Raw genomic sequence first — 20,697 nt, 5'->3', positions numbered from 1 at the left:
TCGGCGGGCGGGGCCGGGTTCGGGCCGTCCGGGAGTGGCTCGCCGAGTCTGCCGGTTCCCTTGCCCGACGGCCGCCGCTCGGATTCCTCCGGCGCCGCGATCCCGTCCGGCAACGGCAACGGCAACGGCGATGGCATCGGTGGGTGGGTGGGCACCCTGGTGGGACCGCGGGAGCCGAGGCCTCGCTGCCTGCGCCACTGGCCCTGCCGGTCGCGCGGGATCCGGTCGCTCACGACGTCCTCCTGATAGCGCTGGGGCTCACCATTGTGGCCCGGGGGGAAGGAGTGCGTGGTGGGAAACCCGTCACTGTGCCACCCTCCGCGTGTCCGGGGCGCGCCGCGGACGCGGAGGAGGCATCGGGGCGGGGTGGGTCCAGCCCCACCCCCGGCGGGGGTGCAGGTGGATTCTGCCGTCGTCCCGCCGTCCCTAGCGTTGATCGCGTGCCGCCCTGAGCTGCGGGCGGCCGTGACGACGCGGGGAGGACGAGGTGCGGGAAGCGGCGGGTGCGGGGCAGCGGGCCCCGGCACTGCGGTTGTCGGGGCTGCGCAAGCGGTTCGGCTCGGTGGTGGCCGTGGACGGCGTCGAGCTGCCCGTGCCGCGCGGGTCGTTCCACCGGCTGACCAGTGGTCAGCAGCGTTCGACACCGGAGAGGATGCGGGGCCGGGTGCGGGCGCGGCTGCCCGGGCGGACGACTGCGATCATGAACGACCCGCACCACCGAACCCGACCGGAGGACTCGTGAGCAGCCCGCAGACCCCAGCCGCCCGCGAGCCGGGCAGCGACGCCCGTGGGCCCGGCGGCGATGTACGCCCGCCCGGCGGCGACGCCCGCGAACGGGCCGACGCCGTCCGCGAACGGGCCGACGCCGTCCGCGAGCCGGGCGCCGCGGCCCGCGAGCTGCGCGCCGCCGCCAGGGCACTCGGGCGGCTCGCCGTCCTGACACTGCTGATACCCGTCGGGGTGGCGCTGATGACGGTCTTCCTGCTGTCCTTCCTGCTCTGGGGCTGCCTCGGGATCTTCCCGCTCTTCCCGGCCGCCACCCGGATGGTCCGCTCTGCCGCCGAGGCGGCCCGGTGGGCGGCCGGCCACTGGTCGGAGGTGCCCGTGCCGCCGCCGTACCGGCCGCGCCCGGCCCTGGAACGCACGCTCCACGGCTGGTACTGGACCGGCCACGACTACCACAGGAACCGCTGGTTCGCGAGCATGGCCCTGAGCGTCCGCTGGCTCTGGAACGACCCAGCGACGTGGCGCGACGCCCTGTGGCTGATCGCCGACCCGCTGGTCGGCGGCGCCGTCGCGGCCGTACCCGTGCTACTGGTCGGCACCGGCCTGTACGGGATCGTCCAGGCACCGCTGCCGTACGACCTGCCGTTCGGCGGCCTGCCCGCACTCCTCCTCGGCCTCCTCGGGCCCGTACCGATCGTCGCCGGGCTCGCCCTCGCACGCCCCGCGCTGCGCCTGCACGGCCGGTGGACCGGCACCCTGCTCGGGCCCACCGAGCGCTCCCGGCTCGCCCGGCGGGTCGAGCAGCTCACCGAGATCCGGCTGGACGCCACCGAGGCCCAGGCCGCCGAACTGCGCCGGATCGAACGGGATCTGCACGACGGCGCGCAGGCCCGGCTGGTCGCGGTGAGCCTGCGTCTGGGCGCGGCGGCGGCACTGATCGACCGTGATCCGGAGCAGGCCAAGCGGGTGGTGACCGACGCCCAGGAGAGCGTCACCCAGGCCCTCCAGGAACTGCGCGACCTGGTGCGCGGCATCCACCCGCCGGTCCTCGCCGAACGCGGCCTCGCCGAAGGCGTGCGGGCGCTGGCCCTGGACGTCCCGCTGAAGGTCGACGTGCGGACCGAACTGCCCGGACGGGCCGAGGCGCCGGTGGAGTCGGCGGTCTACTTCGCGGTCAGCGAGGCGCTCACCAACGCCGTCAAGCACGGCGACGCCCGGCACGCCGCCGTGCACCTCACCCACGCCGCCGGACTGCTCCGCGCCGAGGTCACCGACGACGGCCGGGGAGGCGCCGACCCGGACGGCGGCAGCGGCCTGAAGGGCATCCGGCGCAGGCTCGCCCCGTTCGACGGTACGCTCACGCTGACCAGCCCCCCGGGGGGTCCGACCAGGCTGATCATGGAGCTACCGTGCGTGTTGTCCTCGCCGAGGACCTCGTCCTGCTGAGGGACGGCCTCTCCCTGCTGCTCGGTGCCCACGGGCACGAGATCGTCGCCGCGGTGGAGAGCGGACCCGAACTGGCCGCCGCGATCGCCGACCACCGCCCCGACATCGCGGTGGTCGACGTCCGCCTGCCTCCCACCTACACCGACGAGGGCCTCCAGGTCGCGCTCGCCGCCCGCCGCGAACGGCCCGGCCTGCCGGTCCTCGTCCTCTCCCAGCACGTCGAACAGCTCTACGCCCGGGAACTGATCGCCGACGGCACCGGCGGCGTCGGCTACCTCCTCAAGGACCGGGTCTCCAAGGCCGACCAGTTCGTCGACGCCGTCCACACCGTCGCCGCCGGCGGCACCGTCATGGACCCCCAGGTCATCTCCCGCCTCCTCGCCCGCAACGCCTACGACCAGCCCCTCGCCCTCCTCACCCCGCGCGAACGCGACGTCCTCGCGATGATGGCCGAGGGCCGCTCCAACGCGGCCATCGCCCAACGGCTGCACTTCAGCGAGGGCGCGGTCAGCAAGCACACCTCCAACATCTTCGCGAAGCTCGACCTCGGCGCCTCCGACGACGACAACCGCCGCGTCCTCGCCGTCCTCGCCTACCTCAACGGAACACGCACACCCTGAGGCCACGCCGCTGCGCCGCGACGCCGACCACGCAGGGGCGCACGACGTATGGGGAACCCTGTGTTGACTTCCAGTCAGGTAATAGGATGTAAGTGCGAGGCTCCGTGTCGGAAGAAGCACCAATGGGGGAAGCCGTGGACCGTGGATGGCAAGCCGATCCTTCCGCTTCGTTCGAGAAGCGACTGGGGAAGTCCGCCAAGGAACTCGGCATGTCCGACGGCAGGGACGAATGCCCGGACATCTGGCAGCTCTCGAACGGCGACGTCGCCGTGATCGGCCGGGACCTCACGGAGGACTACCGTGGCCGGCTCCCCGAGGGCGTGGCCCTGGGGGCGGGTGAGCGGCTCGTCGTGATCCCCGGCCTCATGCTCGGCACGGCGAAAGCGGACATCGCGGACGCCTGACCGACACGCCCCCGACCTGCGGCCCGGGTCGGCAGGCCGTTGCTCTCCAGTGAACGGAGGTGCTCGGTCAGGACTGTGGGGGTGATCCGATCACCGCTCGTTGCGAGGCGTTGTAGCGGTCGGCCCGTTCCGCTCGCGCGGCGATCAGGGTGCGCACCGGCGCGCCGGTTCCAGGGGAAGGTCGGCCGCAGCCCGCTTTGGTGGCTGCCGCATCGGCGGGTGATCCGGGCGCAGGACGGACGGGCTCCCTGTGCCGGCGCTTCGCGCGGCGGGGCGGGCGTGCCCGGGGTGGGTGTCGTGCCGCGGGTGCCCGGCGGATGGGGGTGAGGGTGTGGCCCGGTCGCCCACGAACTGTGCGCGGGGTAGCGTCACTCCTGGTCATCAGGGCGCTGCGGTGCGTACTCGGCGGCGGATGCCGGTCGGGCCTGGGGGCCGATCCGCTGTTCCGTCCGACGACCCGACAGGAGTGCCCCCCATGGCCGTACCCACCGACTTCGATCAGCAGGCCACCGGCTACAGTCTCCCGCACGCCTACTGGCTGGCGAAGGCCGCGGAACTCGCCTACAAGGACGAGGCCGCGATCGAGGAGCAGGCCCACGCCTGGGGCTTCGACGCCGTGCGTCACCACCAGACGCGCTTCACCCCGCCGTTCCCGCTCCAGGACACCCAGGCCTACACCATGGCCGGCGACGACATGATCGTCACCGCGTTCCGCGGTACCGAACCCGCGCAGATCCGTGACTGGCTCACCGACGCCACCACCCCGCCCTGGCCCGGCCCCGCCCGGACGGGCTACGTCCATTACGGCTTCGCCGAGGCCCTCGAATCGATCTACCCGGACGTCGCCAAGGCCGTCTCCGATCTGCGGACCGACAATCAGACGGTCTGGTTCACCGGGCACAGCCTCGGCGGCGCCCTCGCCATGCTCGTCGCCGCCCGGCTCGACCTGGAGGACCCGAGCCTGGCGGCCGACGGCGTCTACACCTTCGGCCAGCCCCGGACCTGCGACCGGCTGCTCGCCGCCGCGTACGACAAGGGCCTGCGGGGGCGCACCTACCGTTTCGTGCACGGCAACGACATCGTCCCGGAGCTGCCGCCGGAGCCCGCCTTCACCCATGTCGAGGCACTGCGCCACATCGACTCCTCGGGCCGCGTCACGGAGAAGGTCGGGCTGGTCTCCGGGCTGACCGACCGGGCCAAGGGCCTGGGCGCGGCGGCGTTCTCGCCGGACGGCGAGGGCATCCGCGACCACATGATGCGCAGCTACCTCGCCGCGCTGGAGAAGGCCCTGGCCTGATCTGCGGGGCGTCGGAGAGTCCGGCGGGGCGGAGCGGGTGGGGCCCGCCCGGCCGGATCGGGGGGAAGGAGGGGGGAAGGAAGGGGAGGGGCGGGCCGGGGGCGAGGGGCGGGGTCGGTGATCTTGGACGGATAGGCTGCCGTGACGTCAGGTCCTCGCGGTGAGGACCGAGCTGATGAGGATCGGTGGTGTACGGACATGATGGGACCGGCGCATTCGCTGTCGGGTGCGGCCGCATGGCTGGGGGTGGGCGCGGTGGCGGCCGGGATGGGGGAGCCGATGCCCTGGCCGGTCCTGCTCGCGGGGGCGCTGATCTGCGCGGGGGCGGCGCTGGCGCCGGACCTGGACCACAAGGCGGCGACGATATCCCGGGCGTTCGGGCCGGTGTCCCGGGCGCTGTGCGAGGTGATCGACAACCTCTCGTACGCGGTGTACAAGGCCACCCGGGGCAAGGGCGACCCGAGGCGCTCGGGCGGGCACCGGACGCTGACCCACACCTGGCTCTGGGCGGTGCTGTGCGGGGCGGGCGCCGCGGCGGTGGCCGTGTTCGGCGGCCGCTGGGGTGTGCTGGTGGTGCTGTTCGTGCACATGGTGCTGGCGATCGAGGGTCTGCTGTGGCGGCAGGCCCGGGTCTCCAGCGACGTCCTGGTGTGGCTGCTGGGGGCGGCCAGCGCGTGGATGCTCGCGGAGGTCCTCGACAAGCCCGGCAACGGCTCGCAGTGGCTGTTCGAGGAGCCTGGGCAGCAGTACCTGTGGATCGGGCTGCCGATCGCGCTCGGCGCGCTGGTGCACTGCCTGGGTGACGCGCTGACCGTCTCGGGCTGCCCGGTGCTGTGGCCGATCCCGCTCGGGCGGCGGCGCTGGTACCCGATCGGGCCGCCGAAGGGCATGCGGTTCCGGGCCGGCAGCTGGGTGGAGATCAAGGTGCTGACCCCGGTGTTCATGGGGGCCGGCGGGGTCTGCGCGGCGGGGGCGCTCGGCTTCTTCGGCAGTTGACGGGATCGACGGCCCCGGACATGGGCGGGGTCGGGGTTCCGTCCGCAGGGTGGGCGCCGGTCGGTGGGGGATCCCCGCCGGCCGGCGCCCTTTGCGTGGCGCCCCGCGGGCCGGGGCGCGGAAGGCCGCGCAGCCGCTCAGCGGGCCGCGAGCAGGCCGTCCACCAGGGCGTCGAGGCCGTCCCGGTAGGTGTCCTGGGCGGTGAGCGGTGCCCAGCGGTCCGCGAGTCCGGCCAGGCGGGGGAGTCGCTCCGGGTCGAGGCCGGCGAAGACCTGCTGGCGGTGGGTGGGGCGGTCGTCGGCGGGCCGGCGGCGGGTGGCCGTGGCGCGGACCATGATCTCCCCGGCGGTGTAGTACCAGATCGCGCGGTAGCCCTGGACGGCCCGTTCCGGTGAGAGGCCGCAGGTGACCAGGCCGTCGACGATCTGCTCGACGAACCACAGGGAGTGGGCGGACATCAGGCTGTCCCCGGTCAGGACCTCGACGATCCACGGGCAGGCGGCGAGCGTCTGGTGGATGGCGGCGGCCGCGGTGACGACCCGTTCGCGCGGGTCGGCCGGCGGTTGGACCGGTCGCAGTGTCCGCGCGGCGTAGTCGTCCAGCAGCAGGACGAGCAGCTCCTCCTTGTCGCGGACGTGGTGGTAGAGCGCCATCGGCGTGCTGCCGATCTCGGTGGCCAGGCGGCGCATGGTCAGCCGCTCGACGCCCTCCTCGTCCACGATCCGGCGCGCCGTGGTGACGAGCTCCTCCCGGGAGATCCGGGGCGGCCGGCCGGTGGCCTTGCGCCGCGTGCCGGGCCGCGGGGCGGCGGGCACTCCGGCGGGCTGCGGTCCGGTCGGCTGCGATCCGGCGGGTTGCTGGGCGGAGGGCGGCTGGGCGGAAGGCGGCTGGGCGGAGGGCTGCTGCATGCCCCCATCATCACCCGGGGCTCGACAGCGGGGATCGCCCGGGACTACTTTCTATACATGTACAAAAACTTACGAGGGCGCCCCGGCCGGGTGCTCGCGGCGGTGACGGTCGCCCAGTTCGTCTTCGCCCTGGACATGTCGGTGGTCAACGTCGCCCTGCCCGCGATCCGGGCCGACCTGGGATTCGCACCGCTGGACCTCTCCTGGGTCGTGCACGTCTACGCGCTCACCTTCGGCGGGCTCCTGCTGCTCGGTGGCCGCGCCTGCGACCTGTACGGTCGGCGGCGGCTGCTCCTGCTGGGCCTGGCCGTGTTCGGCCTCTGCTCGCTGGCGGGCGGACTGGCCCAGTCGCCCTGGCAACTGGTCGCCGCCCGCGCCGGACAGGGCGCGGGCGCCGCGGCGGCGGCCCCGGCCGCGCTCGCGATGCTCACCACCACGTTCGCCGAAGGCCCCCGGCGGGTGCGCGCGCTCGGCGTGTGGAGCGCCGCCAACGCCGCGGGCGGGGCACTGGGCGTGCTGGCGGGCGGACTGCTGACCGAGTACACGAGCTGGCGCTGGGTCATGCTGGTCAACCTGCCGATCGTGGCGACGGCGCTCGCGCTGCTGCCGGCCGGCGGTCCCGCCGAGGAGACCGGAAGGGCCCAGGCACCGCCCGTACGGCGGGAGCGGCCGGACGTGCCCGGCGCCGTCCTCGCGACCGCCGGGGTCGGGCTGCTGGTGTTCGGTGTCGTCCGCACCGACGTCCGGGGGTGGGGCTCCCCGGCCACCCTGGGGACGCTCGCCGCCGCGCTCGCGCTGCTGACCGCCTTCGCCGTCACCGAGGCCAGGACCTCCGCACCGCTGCTCCGCCCGGGCCTGCTGCGCAGCCGCTGGGTGGCCGGTGCCAACGTCCTGGTGTTCCTGGCCGCCGCCGGGCAGTTCACGGCCTTCTACTTCGTCTCGCTCTACCTCCAGCAAGTGCTGGGCCTGGGCGCCGCCGCCACCGGCCTCGCCTTCCTGCCCTTCTCGGCCGGACTGGTCGCGGGCACCGTGCTCGCCACCCGCGTCGTCGCGCGCCGCACTCCCCGGGCCGCCCTGGTGCCCGGGGCGGTGCTGGCCACCGCGGGCCTGGCCTGGTTCGCGCTGATCAGCCCGGATGGCGGCTTCCTCACCGACGTCCTCGGCCCGTCCCTGGTCACCAGCATCGGCACCGGGCTGGTCCTGGCCCCGGTCGCTGCCGCCGGGACCACCGGGGTGGCCGCCCGCGAGGCCGGGACGGCCTCCGGCCTGCTCAACAGCTCCCGCCAGCTCGGCGGCTGCGTCGGCCTGGCCGCCCTGGCCACCGTCGCCGCCCACCGCTCCGGCGGCGCCACCGACCCGTCGGCCCTCAACTCCGGCTACGCCACCGGCCTGGCCGCCGCCGCCGGGCTCTTCGCCCTCGCCGCGCTGGTGGCGATCGGTGTGCTGCCCCGGCGGCGGCCGCCGGCGGCCGGACACGCCCCGGGGCACCCCGCCCCGCTCACCCCCGCTGAGAACCGACTGGAAGGAACCCGCTCATGACGACCACTCCGCTCGCGGCCGTGGACCTGTTCGCCTCGGCCCTGCACATCCACCCCGACGGCGACGTCCGGGCGGCCGGGCGCCGGATGGCCGCCGGCGACGCCGGGGTCTGGCAGATAGCGACGTTCCACGTGGAGAGCGACGCCGACGTCCACGCCGACCACTGGGAGATGCACCCCGAGGCGGAGGAGGCGGTCTGCTGCCTGGCCGGCGCCGTGCGACTCCACCTCCGTCCCGTCGAGCCCGGCGACGCCGAGTCCGTGGTGCGGCTGGCGGCGGGTACCGCCGCGATCGTGCCCCGGGGGCGCTGGCACCGCTTGGAGCTCGACGCCCCCAGCGACCTGATGTCGATCACCCTCCGCAGCGGCACCCGGCTGGAGCCGCGTACGGAAGCCGGCTGACCCGAGCCGAAGACCGTGGGGCGGGGCGGACGGGGCGGACGGGGCGGTCCGGAGCCGGTCGGGCCGCCCCGCCCGCCGTCAACGCCCCTCGTCGCTCGGGACGTCGGCATCCTGCGGAGCGGCGGATCCGGCGATCCGGCCCAGCAGGGCGGCGAGCTCCCCGGGCATGGACAGGAACGGGGCGTGGCCGCTGGGCAGCCGGTGGACGGTGTCGGCGCGGGCGGCGAGCTCGCGCTGCCGTGACGGTTCGAGGGCCCGGTCGTGCTCGCACACGATGTAGCTGGACGGCACGGTGCGCCAGCCCGCCGTGGTCACCGGCTGGGTGAAGGACCGGACGCTCTGCGGGGTCATCCGGGCCAGGGCGCGGTCGGCCTCGGCGGCGGGCACGCCGGTGTAGTGCAGGCGGCGGGCGTCGGCGTTCGGCGGGGTGCGGCCCGTGTCGTCCTCCGGAACGGGGGCCCCGAGGAAGGAGAACACGCTTTCGCCGACGTCCAGTTGGAAGGCGGTGAGGTAGACCGCCCGCACCACGTTGGTGGCGCCCGCGATGGCCTCGGTGGTGGGGGCGCCGCCGTAGGAGTGGGCGACCGTCACCACCGGGCCGTCGATCCGCCGCAGGCGGTCGCGGATCGCGTCGGCGTCCTCCAGCAGGCCCGCCGGGCGGGCGGCGTCGGGGCGGGAGCCGTCGGGGTGGGCGGCGGAGCTGGGCAGGTCCACGGTGTGGGTGCGCCACCCGTCGGCGGCGAGGGCGGTGCGCACCGCGTCCCAGCACCAGGCGCCGTGCCAGGCGCCGTGGACCAGGAGGAAGGCGGGGCGGTCGGGGCCGGCGGTCATCTGCGGTGGTCCTCCGTCGTACGGGGCGCGGGCGGTGGGCCTTCCGAGTATCCAGCGGGAACGTGACGGCCGTGTGACGCCGGGCGTGTCGCCCGCCGGCCCGGGGCCGGCGCGGACCGTCGCCGGCCGCCCGCCACCCGCCGTCGTCAACTCGGCTTCCGGAGTGTCACCTTGACGGGTGAGATGCCGCTGTCGGGTGACGGGGGCGGGGGCCAGGGCCCGTCCCACCGCCGCCGTGCCGCCCCGGTCCGCCCGGGGCGGCACTCGCGGCACCGTCACCCGAGGGCGCCCCCGGCCGGATCCGGCGGATCCCGTCCGATCGGTCGCCTACCCTACGAACCGACCGGCAGTCCCGGCCGTGGCCGTTCCAGAAGGAGTCCTGTGTCGTCCTGCGACCCCCAACACGCTCCCGTCGGCGATGTGAGCGCAGCGCTCATGGTGATCGACTCCCGGCTCAGGTCCGTCTACGAAGGCAAGTCCGGGACGGGCCCCGAGCACCGGCTGATGGTCGACCGGCTCACCGCGTCCTTCGGCCCCGACGAGGCCGAGGCGCTGGTGGAAGGCGCCTGCACGCTCGTCTACATGTACATGAACTGGCTGCGCTCGGCCTTCGAGAAGCACGAGGAGGACGTGCTCGAACACGCGATCCCCAGCCTGCTGGCCACCATGCGCATGATGCCGAGGACCTTCAGTCCGGAGGTGATCCCCACCATGGCCGGCCTGCTCATCGCCGCCGGCACCGGGCTGAGCCCCAATCTGTGGCGCGCCCAGTACGGACCGTGGACCAAGGAGGAGATGAACCCCCTGGAGGCGACGGCCGTCCTGCTCGCGGAGTACATCAACCGGATCTCCGGCAACGGCGAGGACTTCGCCACCAAGCTGGTCACCGACGCGCTGTCCCAACTGGATTAGGAGCGCCGGGTCCGATCCGGAACGCGCCAGTGGCGCCGCCCTCGACGGGGCGGCGCCACTGGCGTTCAGCGGGGTCCGGGTGGGCGTCAGCCGTGCCGGCCCGGTCGGCGGTAGGCGACGAAGCAGAGGGTGCCGCCGCCGAGGAGGGCGATGGCGCCGAGTGCCGCGACGAGGGTGTCGGGGGAGGAGCCGCCGGTGTGCGGCAGTTCGCCGCTCTTCGACGGGCTCGGGACCTGGGTGTGGGTGTGCGTGTGGGTGGCGGTGGCCGTCGGGCTCGGCGAGTGGGACGGCGAGTGGGACGGCGAGGAGCTCGGGCTCGGCGACGGCGTCGGCGAGGAGGTCGGCGAGGGCGAGGAGGTCGGCGAGGGCGACGGCGAGGGGGAGGTGGTCTGGAGGATCACGCCCATGTCGAGGTCGAGGTCGCGCTGTCCGCCGCTGAGGGTGACGGTCTGGGTGATGCCGGTGGCCGGGTCGGCGTCCGAGTCCTTGGCCGGGTCGGTGCCGGCGTGCTGCTTGGTGACGGTGGCGCCCTTGGGCAGGGTGGCCAGGTCGAAGCGGACCGCGTAGCTGCCGTCCGGCAGGTTGTCGAACAGGTAGTGGCCGGTGGCGTCGGTCACCGCGGTGACCGGCTTGCCGTCCTTGTCCCGCACCGGCTGGCCGTTGCCGTCCAGCAGGTGCACGGTGACCCCGGCGATCCCGGTGTCACCGGGCTTCTGGACGCCGGAGCCGTCCTTGTCCTGCCAGACGAAGTCGCCCAGCGCGTTGTCGGAGGGTGTGACCCGCTTGACCGCGACGCCGACCTTGGCGGGCTCGGCCGGCAGCAGCCGGCGGCCGGCCGCGTCGGTGGCGGTGTACGCGAAGCTGTTCCAGGCGTACTCGCCCTCCGGTGCGTCGTAGGAGGCGACCATCGGCCAGGTCAGGGTGAAGGACTCGCCGGAGGCCATGGTGCCGGGGCGGTGGATGCGGAACCAGGTGGCCGTCCCGGGGCCGGGGAAGGTGGTGCTCCAGACCGCCGCGCTGTTGCAGCCGGTGCGGTCGACGACGACGGGCTCCACGCAGGGGTTGGGGTCGGTGGTGTACTCGATCAGCACGGTCGGGTCGCTGCTGGTGATCGGCTGGCTGAGCGACGGGGTCCAGGCGCTGCCGCGCGGGGCGTCCTGGGTGAGCACGTAGTTGTCGCCCGGGGTGGGGAGCCTGTCGTAGGCGATGAAGTCGGTGACCGGGTCGGGGGAGTCGTTGCGCACGGTCATCCGGTAGGAGATCCCGCCTCCCGGGGTGGCGGTGCCGATGCTCACGTAGTCGGAGTCCAGGTCGCCCTTGACCTCCTTGTACGAGCGCAGCACCGACGGCACGTCCACCCGGATCTGCGAGGAGGCGTGGCAGAGCAGCTCGGTGGTGTTGCCGTTGCCGTTGAGGTCGAGCACGTCCGGGGTGCTGCCGCTGTCGGAGCCGGAGAACATGCAGGCGACCGGGGCGGTGGGCTGGTCCACGGTGACGTAGACGTCGTTGGTGAGGTCACCGGAGCGGATGCTGTTGGCGACCTGGACGTCGAAGAGCATCCGGTAGGCCAGCTGGTCGTGCAGGTACGTCATGTCCGGCGCGCCGGCCGGCCACTCCATCCGCAGGATCTGCCGGCCGTCCGGGCCGGGGGTCACGGTGATCGACGAAGGGGCCTTGGCGTCCGGGTAGTTGGGGTCGGGCCGGGCCGAGCCGTCGATGTAGACCACGCCGGCCGGCAGCACGTCGTAGAGCACCAGCGGCCGGTCCAGGTCGCGGGCGCTGCGGTTGTACGGGATGACCTGGAAGGTCGCCCGGCCGCCGGGGGCGGACAGTTCGCCGGCGACGGTGGTCTTGGCCGCGCCGAGGTTGGTGGCCCGGGTGACGGTGGTCCGGGCGCAGGCGTTGGCCGAGGCGTTGTCGGTGCCGTCGGTGGCGGTGGTGTCCACGCAGTTGGTCAGCGGCTCGGGGGCCTGGCGTCCGTCGTGGCCGGGGGTGGCGACCTGGGTGACCAGCTGCACCGCGTTGCCCGGGCTCCAGCCGGTGGGGATCGGGCCGTTCCAGGTGAACCGGAGGCCGTCCAGCCACCGCCCGGCCGGGATGCCGAGTACGTCGTTGGCCGGGTCGCCCGCGCCCGGTTCGAAGGTGATCCGGCGGGTGTCGGAGCCGCTGAACGGGGTGCCCGGGGTGAAGGTCTGCCAGGTGGGGTCGCCGTTGAGGCGGTACTGCAGGGTCAGCAGGATGCTGGTGGGGTTCCACGGCTCCAGCTGGAGGGACTGCGGGAAGATCCAGTTGTAGATGCCGTCGGTGCTGCCGGCCCCGGGGTCGGTGACGGTGAGGCTGGTGGCCGGTCCGGCGGTGTTGGTGGCCGACAGGCTGAAGGAGTTGAGGTCGCCGTTGACGGTGGTGTCGCGCCAGACCTTGCTCGCGGTCACCACCACGCCGGTGGCCGGTGGCTGGAACGGGCCGGTGGTGGCGTTCGCGGTGTCGAGCTGCCGCTCCGGGTCGGGCCCGATCGGGTCGCCGTGCAGGGCCACGACGTTCTCGGAGGTCGTCCCGTCCGGGAAGGAGGCCTCCGGGTAGTTGACGACCAGGACGCCGGGGATGCGGCAGCCGCCGCGCCCGTTGCCGGAGACGAACGGGCCGATGTCGTAGCCCCAGGTGTCCGGGCCGGGGGCCACCGGCGACCAGCCCGGCGAGCGGCCGGTGTCCACCACCGCGCCGGGCGGCAGGGTGTCCAGCAGCCGGCTGGTGTTCAGGTCGACGTTGGGCACGTTGTCGGTGGCGCAGGCGCTGAACTGGTAGGTGACGGTGCGTCCGTCACTGCTGGAGGTCTGGACGCCCTTGGTCACCGTGTACTGCGGCTGCACCTGGACGGCGGTGTCGGCGGTGGCGGTCTGCGAGGGCTCGCCGTTGGCCGACATGGTGGCCGAGTTGGTGGAGGTGGCGCCGTTCGGGGTGGTGAAGTTCGGGTACTTCGTCGTCACCGTGACGGTGGCGGTGGTGCCCGGACTCAGGTCCTTCAGCCGGATGTCCATCGTGCCGCCCATCGCGCCCGCGGCGGGCACGGTGGAGGCGGCCACGTCCACCGAGGACGGGTCCGGCGTCCAGCCGAGGAACTGCATGTTCGAGGGCAGGGTGTCGAGGATGTGCCCGCCGGTGCACTCGGTGATGGAGCAGGTGTAGCGCAGGGTGTAGGTGACGTTCTCCCCCGGGGAGACGGTCGCCTTGTCGACGCTCTTGGTGAAGGAGATCGCGGCCTGGGCCGGTGGGGCCAGCACGCTGCTGCTCAGCAGCGAGCCCGCCACCAGCGCCAGGACCGAGACGATCCGTCCGGTCCGGTGTGGAATACGCATAGCGCGCAGTCCAGCCGATCGCCGTGTCGGGCCGGTCGGCGACACGAGGGGCGGTCGCGGCGATTCACCTGCTCGGCGGTCGCCCGCCCGGCCGCACCGCGGTCGCCGGAACGGGCGGCAGGGCCGATCATGGGCCGGGCCGCGGGCGACCGGCCCGACGGGGAGCCGTCCGGGGAGTGCCCGGCCCGGCCCGCCCGACGGAGCGCCCGGCGGGCCCGGCCGTCCGGGCCGGTCAGCCGAACATCACACCGGTCTCCCGGGCCAGGGTGTCCAGGCCGTAGCGGGTCACGTGCTCGGCGTTGTCCGGGTCGATGGTGCGGACGCCCTCGGCGGCGAGCCGCTCGTTGATCTCGTCCAGGTGCTGCTGGACGACCTGCTTCTCCGCGTCGGTGGTGCGGCCCTTGTGCGGCCGCCCGGCGTGTTCCAGGCTGGCGTAGTTGACCCGCTCCCGGCCGGCGGCGAGGGCCGTCGCGGAGGCGGCGGCCCGGGCGGCCGGCCTGGCGCCGCGCAGCACCTCGGCCATCGGCGCGGCCGAGGCCAGCCGGTTGAAGGTCTCGGCCTCCATCACCACCGTCTGCGGCTCCGCCCGGTCCGGGTGGTGCAGCTCGATCGTGACCAGGTCGAGCGTCAGCTCCCGCACCTCGCCCAACTCCCCGGCGAGCGCGTCGATCTCGACCGGACCGTCCGTCAGGTCGGGGTGCTGGAGCACCACCACCCGCACCAGTTCACGGTCGTTCTCCGCGTGCCGGCCGGTCAGGTCCGAGAACCGGATGATCTTCTGGCCCATTGTCTCCCTCTCTGCCCCTGTGATCAGCCGAGAGCCTACGCCGGGATGATCATCGATGTGCGCAAGCGGCCGGGCCCGGGGGATCACCCCCGGGCCCGGCCCTACCTGTCCCGCATCAGTGGATCGTCGGAGAGGCCTCCTCCCGGCTCAGTACCGCGGGTTCACGCGGTAGATCGGACGGTCCGGCACCCACCAGTGGCTGGAGCGCCAGATCCCGAAGGTGAAGATCACACCGTGGCTGCCGCGCTTGTTGGCCGCCTTGATGAACTGCTTGCCGATCTTCTTCATCAGGTAGGACAGCGCCCACAGGACGTAGCCGGCGGCCCGGGCGACGATGTGCGGGAGCCTGCGCAGGATCTTCGAGATGCCCTGGGCGATCTTGCCGGAGACGTACAGCAGGGCACCGATCGTGTTGCCCTCGGACCGGCTGAAGTAGGCCGTCCACTTCTTCTTCCAGTTCAGACCGGTCAGGTCGTCCATGGTGATCGGGTCGACCGGGTAGCCGTAGGCGTTCGGCGAGCCCTCCAGGACCGGGTCGGTCTGCAGGAAGCGGCCGGTGGTCGAGTCGTACAGGCGCACGCCCATCAGGGTGAGGCCGGAGAGGCCGTCGGCCTCGCGCTGCGCCCCGCCGAGCCAGCCGTACGCGGTCGAGCCGGTGGAGTCGACGGTGTTGCCGTACTCGTCGTAGTGGTAGACCGCGAGGTCCTCCAGGCCGTCCGGGGACATCTGGACGGACACGTCGCCGTGCAGGTTGGTCAGCAGCAGGATCGCGCCGCCGTCGGTGCCGGTGGCGGCCGTGAGCTGGCCGGTCAGGTCCAGGACGTTGCGGGTCAGCCGGCCGGCCGCGTCCTTGGACCAGGAGGCGCTGTCGTTGCCGCCGTCGAAGTGCTTGGTGTCCTGCTCGGTGACGGTCCAGGTGCCGTCGGTGCCCTTGGTCTCCGTGGTGCCGACCGCGAGGCGGCCGGAGGCGTCCAGGTCCCAGGTCCTGCGGGTGTCGCCGAGGGTCTCGGTGCGGACCAGGTCGTTGGCGTAGTAGCCGACCTGGGTGCCCTTCGGCAGGGCGGTGGTGCGGCCGAAGGCGTCGTACACGTAGCCGGTGTCGGTGAGGCGGTCGGCGGTGTCGTAGCCGTGGTTCTCGGCCTGGGTGACGGCGTCGGCGGTGGCCGGGTCGCAGTCGTCGGTGACGCTGGTGCGGTTGGTCCGGTTGCTGCTCCGGTCGAACGCGTAGGTCCGGGTGGAGCAGGCCAGGCCGGTGCTGTCGGCGGCCTTGGTGAGGCGGCCGGTGGCGTCGTAGGTGTAGCCGCTGGTGGTGCTGTTGCCGTCGCTCTGGGTGCGGCCCGCCTGCTGTCCGTGGACGGTGTAGTCGGCGGTGTCGGCCAGCAGGACGGTGCCCGCCTGGTTGGTGTAGGTCTTGCCGGTCTGGATGCCCCGGCTGTCGTAGCTGTTGGTCAGGGTGTTGCCGCCGGGCATGGTCTGCGAGACCAGCCGGCCCTCGACGTCGTAGCCGGCGGTGAAGGTACCGGCCACCGAGTCGGTGAGCGAGGTGGGCAGGCCGCGCGGGTCCTTGGCGGTGTCGTAGCCGTAGGTCACGGTGGACGGCACCGAGTCGGACTTCTTCACCGGGCGGTCGAGCCGGTCGTACTCGGTGGTGGTGACGTTGCCGGCGCCGTCGTCGTAGGAGGTCTGGCGGCCGAGCCTGTCGTAGCCCTGGGTGATGGTGGCCTTGCCGTTGCTGAGGGAGGCCAGCTCGCCGGTGGCGGGGTCGTAGCCGAGCACGGTGTCGGCGACCGCGGTGCCGGTGCCGCCGGTGACCGAGATCTTCACCGGGCGGCCGGCCGCGTCGTAGCTGCGGGTGGTGGTGCGGGTGACGCCGTTGGCGGTCTCGGCCTGGACCGTGACGTTGCCCCAGCGGTCGTACTGGAAGGTCTTCGTCGGCAGCTGCAGCGGGTTGCCGCCGCCGCCGGCGATCTGGGCGGCCGGGGCGATCGAGCAGACCAGGTCGGCCCACTCGGGGTGGCCGGCGCAGGCGCCGGTCCCGGTGCCGGTCCAGTAGGTGGTGACGGTGGTGGCCGCGTCGGAGCCGGTGGAGTTCGGGCGGCTCTGCGAGGTCACCCGGCCGCTGGCGTCGTAGCCGGTGGCGGTGGTGATCTTCAGACCGGCCGGGTCCTGGACGGACCTGACGGGCAGGCCCTGGGCCCAGTCGTAGCCGGTGGCGGTGGTGCGGGGGTCGGCGTCGGCGGCGTAGCCGTCGATCCGGGCGCCGACCGTCACCGAGGTGGCCATGTCGCTGACCGCGGCGCCCGCCGGACGGCCCTCGTCGTAGCCGCTGACGGTGTGGGCGCGGGCCGCGACCTCGGCGCCGGCGGCGAGCGCCGGGGAGGTGCCGGAGGCGGCCACGTCGTGCTCCAGGGTGACCAGCTGCAGCGGGTCGTACTGCTCCAGCAGGCGCTTGCCGTCGGCCGAGTGGAGCGAGGTGGAGGAGAGCACCTGGGCGCGGTCGGCCGTCGAGCGGCCGGCGATGCCGAGGGCGCGCAGCTTGTTGAGGTCGTTGCCGGTGGTGGCCAGGGCGAGGACGCGGTTCTCCGCGGAGAGGGTCCGCACCGGGCTGCCGTAGGCGTTGTACTCGGTGGTGGTGATGCCGCCGCCGGGGGTGGCGGTGTTGACCTCGCGGCCGGAGGCGTTGGTGTACGTCACCGAGGCGCGGTTGTAGCCGGCGGTGCCGAGCGCCTTGCCGTCGTGGGTGGCCGGGACGGCGTCGGGCGGCAGCACGGCGGTGGCGTCGGTCGGGGCGTCGGTCTGGCCCCAGGCGGCGACGTCGGACGGCGCCAGCGGGTACGGCGCGTTGGCGCCGCTCAGCGGGACGTCGTAGACCACCGAGGTGGTGGCGGTGCCGTCGGTGACGTCCTTGCTGCCCTGCTTGAGGGTGGGACGGGAGGCGGCGAGCAGCATGCCGTCGCCGGCGGTGGCGGCGTTGCCGGCCTTGCCGTACTCCAGGGTCCACGGCAGCTCGCCGGGGTCGGTCACGGTGGTGACCCGGCCGGCCGCGTCGTAGCCGTACGCGGTCTTCAGCGCCGGGCCGGTCCGCGGGTCCCACACCTCGCGCAGCCGGCCCTGGTCGTCGTACGCGTACTGCGAGACGACGACGGGGGTGGCGGTCGCGGCGCCGGGGTCGGTGGACCACAGGCGGATCTGCTTCACCTGGCCGGCCGTGTCGCCCGGGGCGGACGCGGTGGCGGTGGTGGTGTCGGCGTAGACGTACTCCAGCACCCGGCAGCCGGCCGTGGACGGCACGGCGGCGCAGTTGGCGGAGGCGGTCGCCGAGCCGGGCGCGACCACGTACTTCGGGCGGGCCAGGGTCTTTCCGCCGGAGACGACCTTCTCCGAGACCACCGAGGTGGTGGAGTTGTCGCTGGGCAGCGAGGAGCCGGAGGCCTGCCAGGTGGTGGCGGCCGGGTCGACCTTGGCGAAGGTGACCGTGATGCCCTCGGTGTCCTTCAGGGTGAAGGCAGCGGTGAACGCGCCGGTCAGGGTGAGGTTCTCGGCCCCGGGCTCGGGCTTCCAGCCGCCGGAGCCGGTGGCGGTGAAGCCGACCTCGGAGCCGTCCGCGGAGACCACCGAGAGGGAGGTCGCCGAGGTCTTGCGGACGTAGGAGTAGTCGGCGTCGGTGATCTCGGCGGTGGTGCCGGAGCTCCACTGCGGGCCGAAGATCGCCGCCTGGCCCTCCTGGGCCGAGCCGTTGGCGGGCCGGCGGGAGGAGAAGGAGCGCTCGGCGTGCAGGCCGAAGGCCTCGGCGTCGGTCTCGGACAGGGTGAGGTCGCCGGTGAGGGTGTTCACCGAGCCCGGGCCGACCTTGGTCTCCGGCGCGGTGCCCGCGTTGCGGTCCACCGTGACTGTGTTCGGCTCGGTGGCGTCGGTGGCGGTGCCGTCGGTGAACACCGCGCGGACGTCGACCGGGCCGTTCTCGGCCAGGGTGTCGGTGATGTTCCAGGTCAGCGCGGCCGGCTTGCCGCCGGGGGCGGGATGCGGCCAGGCGGTCACCGGCTGGCCGGCGGTGGTGGTGACGTTGGCGACCGGGACGTCCTTCCAGGCGTCCGTCTCGCCGCGGCGGTACTGGTAGCGCACCCCGGTGTAGGTGCTGTTGCCCTCGGCCTGCAGCGAGGTGCGGCGGGCCGGGCGCTCTCCCGCGCCGGGCGCGACCAGGGCGGAGCCCTTGCCGGCGTAGAAGGCGTAGGTCCGGTCTGCGGAGACGTTGCCCGCGGCGTCCCGGCTGTGCGCGGTGACGGTGTGGGCGCCCGCCTTGAAGGTGAGCTTGGCGTTGACCGGCGTGCCGGTGGTGGCCGCGGTGACCCAGGCCCCGCCGTCCAGCTTGTACTGGATGTCCTTCACGTCGCTGCTCGGCGGGGTGAAGGTGAAGGTGCCGCTGTAGTCGCCGTTGGCGTCCGGGGTGCCCGCCCACTGGCCGGCCGGGAAGTCGCCGGAGGAGACGGTGGTCGCGCCGGGCGCGGTGGTGTCCACGGTGAGGGTGCGGAAGGCGGACCAGGCGCTGTTGGCGGTGCCGTCCCAGGAGCGGGAGCGCCACTTGTAGGCGCCGGCCGGCAGCGCGGTGCCCGGGGTCCAGGTGAAGGTGGAGCCCGAGGCCGCCATGGCGGTGCGGCCGGACTGCAGCGCGGCCGTGCCGTTGGACGCCCAGACCTCGAAGTCGAGGGCTATGTTGCCGCCGTCGGGGTCGGTCGCCTTGGCGGACAGCGTCGGGGTGGAGTCGCCGGTGAGCGCGGCGTCGGCCGGGGAGATCAGGGTGGAGACGGCCGGCGGGGTGTTGTAGGTGACCGACAGGTACGGCGTGTTGGACGTCGCGTTGCCGGAGTTGAACTTCTTCCAGCCGTACGGGTCGCTCTCGTCGGTGGCCCGGATGCCCAGGGTGTTGTTGGTGTTCCCGTTGGCGGCCCAGGCCTTGACCAGGGCGGTGATGTCCTGGTTCACCCAGCCGTCGTTGCAGGAGCTGGAGTAGCCCTTGGTCGCGGTGGAGGTGGCCCACTTCTTGTTCCAGCCGGGCTGGGCGGTCCAGCGGGTGGCCGTGGTGGCCGTGCCGGTGTCCCAGACCTCCCAGCTCTTCGCGGTGCAGGACCAGCTGTGGAAGTTCCACAGGTTGAGCTTGCCGCCGGTGATCTGCTTCCCGCTGATCTTCGCCATCGGGAACTGCAGGAACGAACGCGCGACCTGGCCGGAGCCGTTGTTGCCCAGCTTCAGCTCGGTCTGCGAGGAGACGTCGGTGGCGTAGCCCTGCTGCACGAAGGTGTCGAAGCCGACGCCGATGTTGACCGCCGGGTCGATGGTGACCGGGTACTTGGTCTTCGGGTCGGTCAGGAAGGCGGCGTCCGGGGTCAGCGTCAGGTCGATCGCGTTCCCGTTCTGGGTGACCTTCAGCGCGACCGGCGCGGTGCGGGTGTGGTCGCCGCTGCGCTCGTCGACCTGGGCGTCCCACATCACCGGGGCGGGCAGCTGGCCCTTCTCCTCGCCGGTGTTCGGGTCGAGGAAGGACACCGAGTTGTCCGCATTGTGGCGGGCCTGGAGGCCGGCCGCGTCCAGGGTGAGCGTCACGCTGCCGTTGGCGGCCACCGCCGAGCGGTCCTTGAGCTCCAGGAACTGCTCGAAGCCGGTCCGGGTGGACTCGACGACCAGGTCGGTGGCGGTGAGCGCGTTCGCGTACCGGGCCCTGGCGCCGTCCACCGCGGGTTCGGGCAGGGCGCCGCGCCAGGACAGCGACATGGCGGTGCCGTTGCCGTTGTCCAGCGAGACCAGCGGGGTGGTCGGGGCCTTCGGGTCCCCGGCCGGGGCGCCGGCCGCCTTGAACGCCGACGCGGCGGCGGGCGGGGTGGCGCCGGCCAGCGAGAGGTTGAGCGGGTGGCCCTTGGCCTTGACGCTGCCGTCCGGTTGCCGGGCGAGGTCGGTGTCGATCGGCTGGAGCCTGCCGGACCTGTCCTTGTAGCGCACCGGCCCGGAGGCGAGGTCCAGGGTGGTGGTGCCGTCCGGGTTGATCCAGCTGGTGGTGGACTCGGTGCGCTCGTCCACGACCTCGATCCGGCGGTTCTCCAGCCGGGCCTTGAGGTGGGCGGTGGCGATGTCCTTGGCCTCGGCCGGGCCCAGGGCCTTGGCGGGCTTCGGGGCCTGCTCCGTGGTGACGGCCACGGCCTGACCGGTCGTCATGATGACGGCGGCGGCCTCGACGGAGAGCACCACGGCCAGCGCGACGGCGGTGTTGCGCAGCACGCCGTTGCGACGGCGCTGCGTGGAGGGGGGCGGCGAGCCGGCTTCGGACCGGTGCCGTGATGATCCGCCCGGGGGGCGTGACATGGAACTCCTCGATTGTTCTGTGCGGGAGGGAAGGGGGGTGGAGAAACGGGGGCACGGCCGGGCCGCCGACGGTCCTTCGGCCATGCCGGGGTAAAGCGGTAGCAATGAACCGGCCAACTTCCCGGC

At 73.5% G+C, this 20,697-nt stretch carries 14 protein-coding genes; 9 read left to right on the top strand and 5 right to left on the bottom strand.

The window, feature by feature from the left end; translation table 11 throughout:
* The first annotated feature begins 487 nt into the window (after nt 1–487).
* From ACFVVA_RS07240 to ACFVVA_RS07215, 6 genes are all read left to right on the top strand, one after another.
* Nucleotides 488–742, top strand: coding sequence for a hypothetical protein (locus tag ACFVVA_RS07240; protein WP_387686517.1), 255 nt, complete (start codon nt 488–490; stop codon nt 740–742).
* The gene (locus tag ACFVVA_RS07235) at nt 739–2,172 is read left to right on the top strand and encodes a sensor histidine kinase (protein ID WP_387686516.1); all 1,434 of its coding nucleotides are present in this window, start codon (nt 739–741) and stop codon (nt 2,170–2,172) included. The genes ACFVVA_RS07240 and ACFVVA_RS07235 overlap by 4 nt, the downstream gene beginning before the upstream one ends.
* Nucleotides 2,136–2,792, top strand: coding sequence for a response regulator transcription factor (locus ACFVVA_RS07230; protein ID WP_359898300.1), 657 nt, complete (start codon nt 2,136–2,138; stop codon nt 2,790–2,792). The genes ACFVVA_RS07235 and ACFVVA_RS07230 overlap by 37 nt, the downstream gene beginning before the upstream one ends.
* 134 nt (nt 2,793–2,926) lie before the next feature.
* Nucleotides 2,927–3,196, top strand: a complete 270-nt coding sequence (locus ACFVVA_RS07225) for a hypothetical protein (protein WP_387686864.1) — start codon at nt 2,927–2,929, stop codon at nt 3,194–3,196.
* Nucleotides 3,197–3,671: 475 nt separating this feature from the next.
* On the top strand, nt 3,672–4,493 hold the full coding sequence (locus tag ACFVVA_RS07220) for a lipase family protein (RefSeq protein WP_387686513.1): 822 nt from the start codon (nt 3,672–3,674) through the stop codon (nt 4,491–4,493).
* Between the two features lie 198 nt (nt 4,494–4,691).
* Nucleotides 4,692–5,489 carry a metal-dependent hydrolase gene (locus tag ACFVVA_RS07215; protein ID WP_387686511.1) on the top strand — a complete coding sequence of 266 codons (798 nt, stop codon included), beginning with the start codon at nt 4,692–4,694 and terminating at the stop codon, nt 5,487–5,489.
* 137 nt (nt 5,490–5,626) lie between these two features.
* Here ACFVVA_RS07215 and ACFVVA_RS07210 read toward each other — a convergent pair whose 3' ends face one another.
* Nucleotides 5,627–6,247, bottom strand: coding sequence for a TetR/AcrR family transcriptional regulator (locus ACFVVA_RS07210; protein ID WP_387686862.1), 621 nt, complete (start codon nt 6,245–6,247; stop codon nt 5,627–5,629).
* Nucleotides 6,248–6,454: 207 nt separating this feature from the next.
* Between ACFVVA_RS07210 and ACFVVA_RS07205 the strand changes: the two genes are divergently transcribed.
* Nucleotides 6,455–7,936 carry an MFS transporter gene (locus ACFVVA_RS07205; RefSeq protein ID WP_387686509.1) on the top strand — a complete coding sequence of 494 codons (1,482 nt, stop codon included), beginning with the start codon at nt 6,455–6,457 and terminating at the stop codon, nt 7,934–7,936.
* Complete coding sequence (locus ACFVVA_RS07200; protein ID WP_359898292.1) at nt 7,933–8,337, top strand: cupin; 405 nt, start codon at nt 7,933–7,935, stop codon at nt 8,335–8,337. The genes ACFVVA_RS07205 and ACFVVA_RS07200 overlap by 4 nt, the downstream gene beginning before the upstream one ends.
* A 78-nt stretch (nt 8,338–8,415) precedes the next feature.
* Here ACFVVA_RS07200 and ACFVVA_RS07195 read toward each other — a convergent pair whose 3' ends face one another.
* Entirely contained in the window at nt 8,416–9,168 is a 753-nt protein-coding gene (locus ACFVVA_RS07195) for an alpha/beta fold hydrolase (protein WP_387686507.1), read from the bottom strand.
* 435 nt (nt 9,169–9,603) lie between these two features.
* Here ACFVVA_RS07195 and ACFVVA_RS07190 point away from each other — a divergent pair, with 435 nt between their 5' ends.
* Nucleotides 9,604–10,080: a hypothetical protein gene (locus ACFVVA_RS07190; protein ID WP_387686859.1), complete on the top strand. Its 477-nt coding sequence runs from the start codon at nt 9,604–9,606 to the stop codon at nt 10,078–10,080.
* An 86-nt stretch (nt 10,081–10,166) separates the two neighbouring features.
* On the opposite strand, the gene ACFVVA_RS07185 is transcribed toward ACFVVA_RS07190, so the two are convergent.
* The 3 genes from ACFVVA_RS07185 to ACFVVA_RS07175 all read right to left on the bottom strand — a co-directional run bounded on the left by ACFVVA_RS07185 (nt 10,167) and on the right by ACFVVA_RS07175 (nt 20,571).
* The gene (locus ACFVVA_RS07185; RefSeq protein ID WP_387686505.1) at nt 10,167–13,433 is read right to left on the bottom strand and encodes an SdrD B-like domain-containing protein; all 3,267 of its coding nucleotides are present in this window, start codon (nt 13,431–13,433) and stop codon (nt 10,167–10,169) included.
* Between the two features lie 232 nt (nt 13,434–13,665).
* Nucleotides 13,666–14,220 (bottom strand): hypothetical protein, encoded by a 555-nt coding sequence (locus ACFVVA_RS07180; protein ID WP_387686503.1) that lies wholly within the window; start codon nt 14,218–14,220, stop codon nt 13,666–13,668.
* A gap of 147 nt (nt 14,221–14,367) precedes the next feature.
* Complete coding sequence (locus ACFVVA_RS07175; RefSeq protein ID WP_387686501.1) at nt 14,368–20,571, bottom strand: DNRLRE domain-containing protein; 6,204 nt, start codon at nt 20,569–20,571, stop codon at nt 14,368–14,370.
* Between the last annotated feature and the right edge of the window lie 126 nt (nt 20,572–20,697).

Source organism: Kitasatospora sp. NPDC058048 (assembly GCF_042885555.1).
GTDB lineage: Bacteria > Actinomycetota > Actinomycetes > Streptomycetales > Streptomycetaceae > Kitasatospora > Kitasatospora lactacystinica.
Note: the sequence above shows the minus strand (reverse complement) of the source record. Positions and strands in the feature narration are given on the sequence as shown.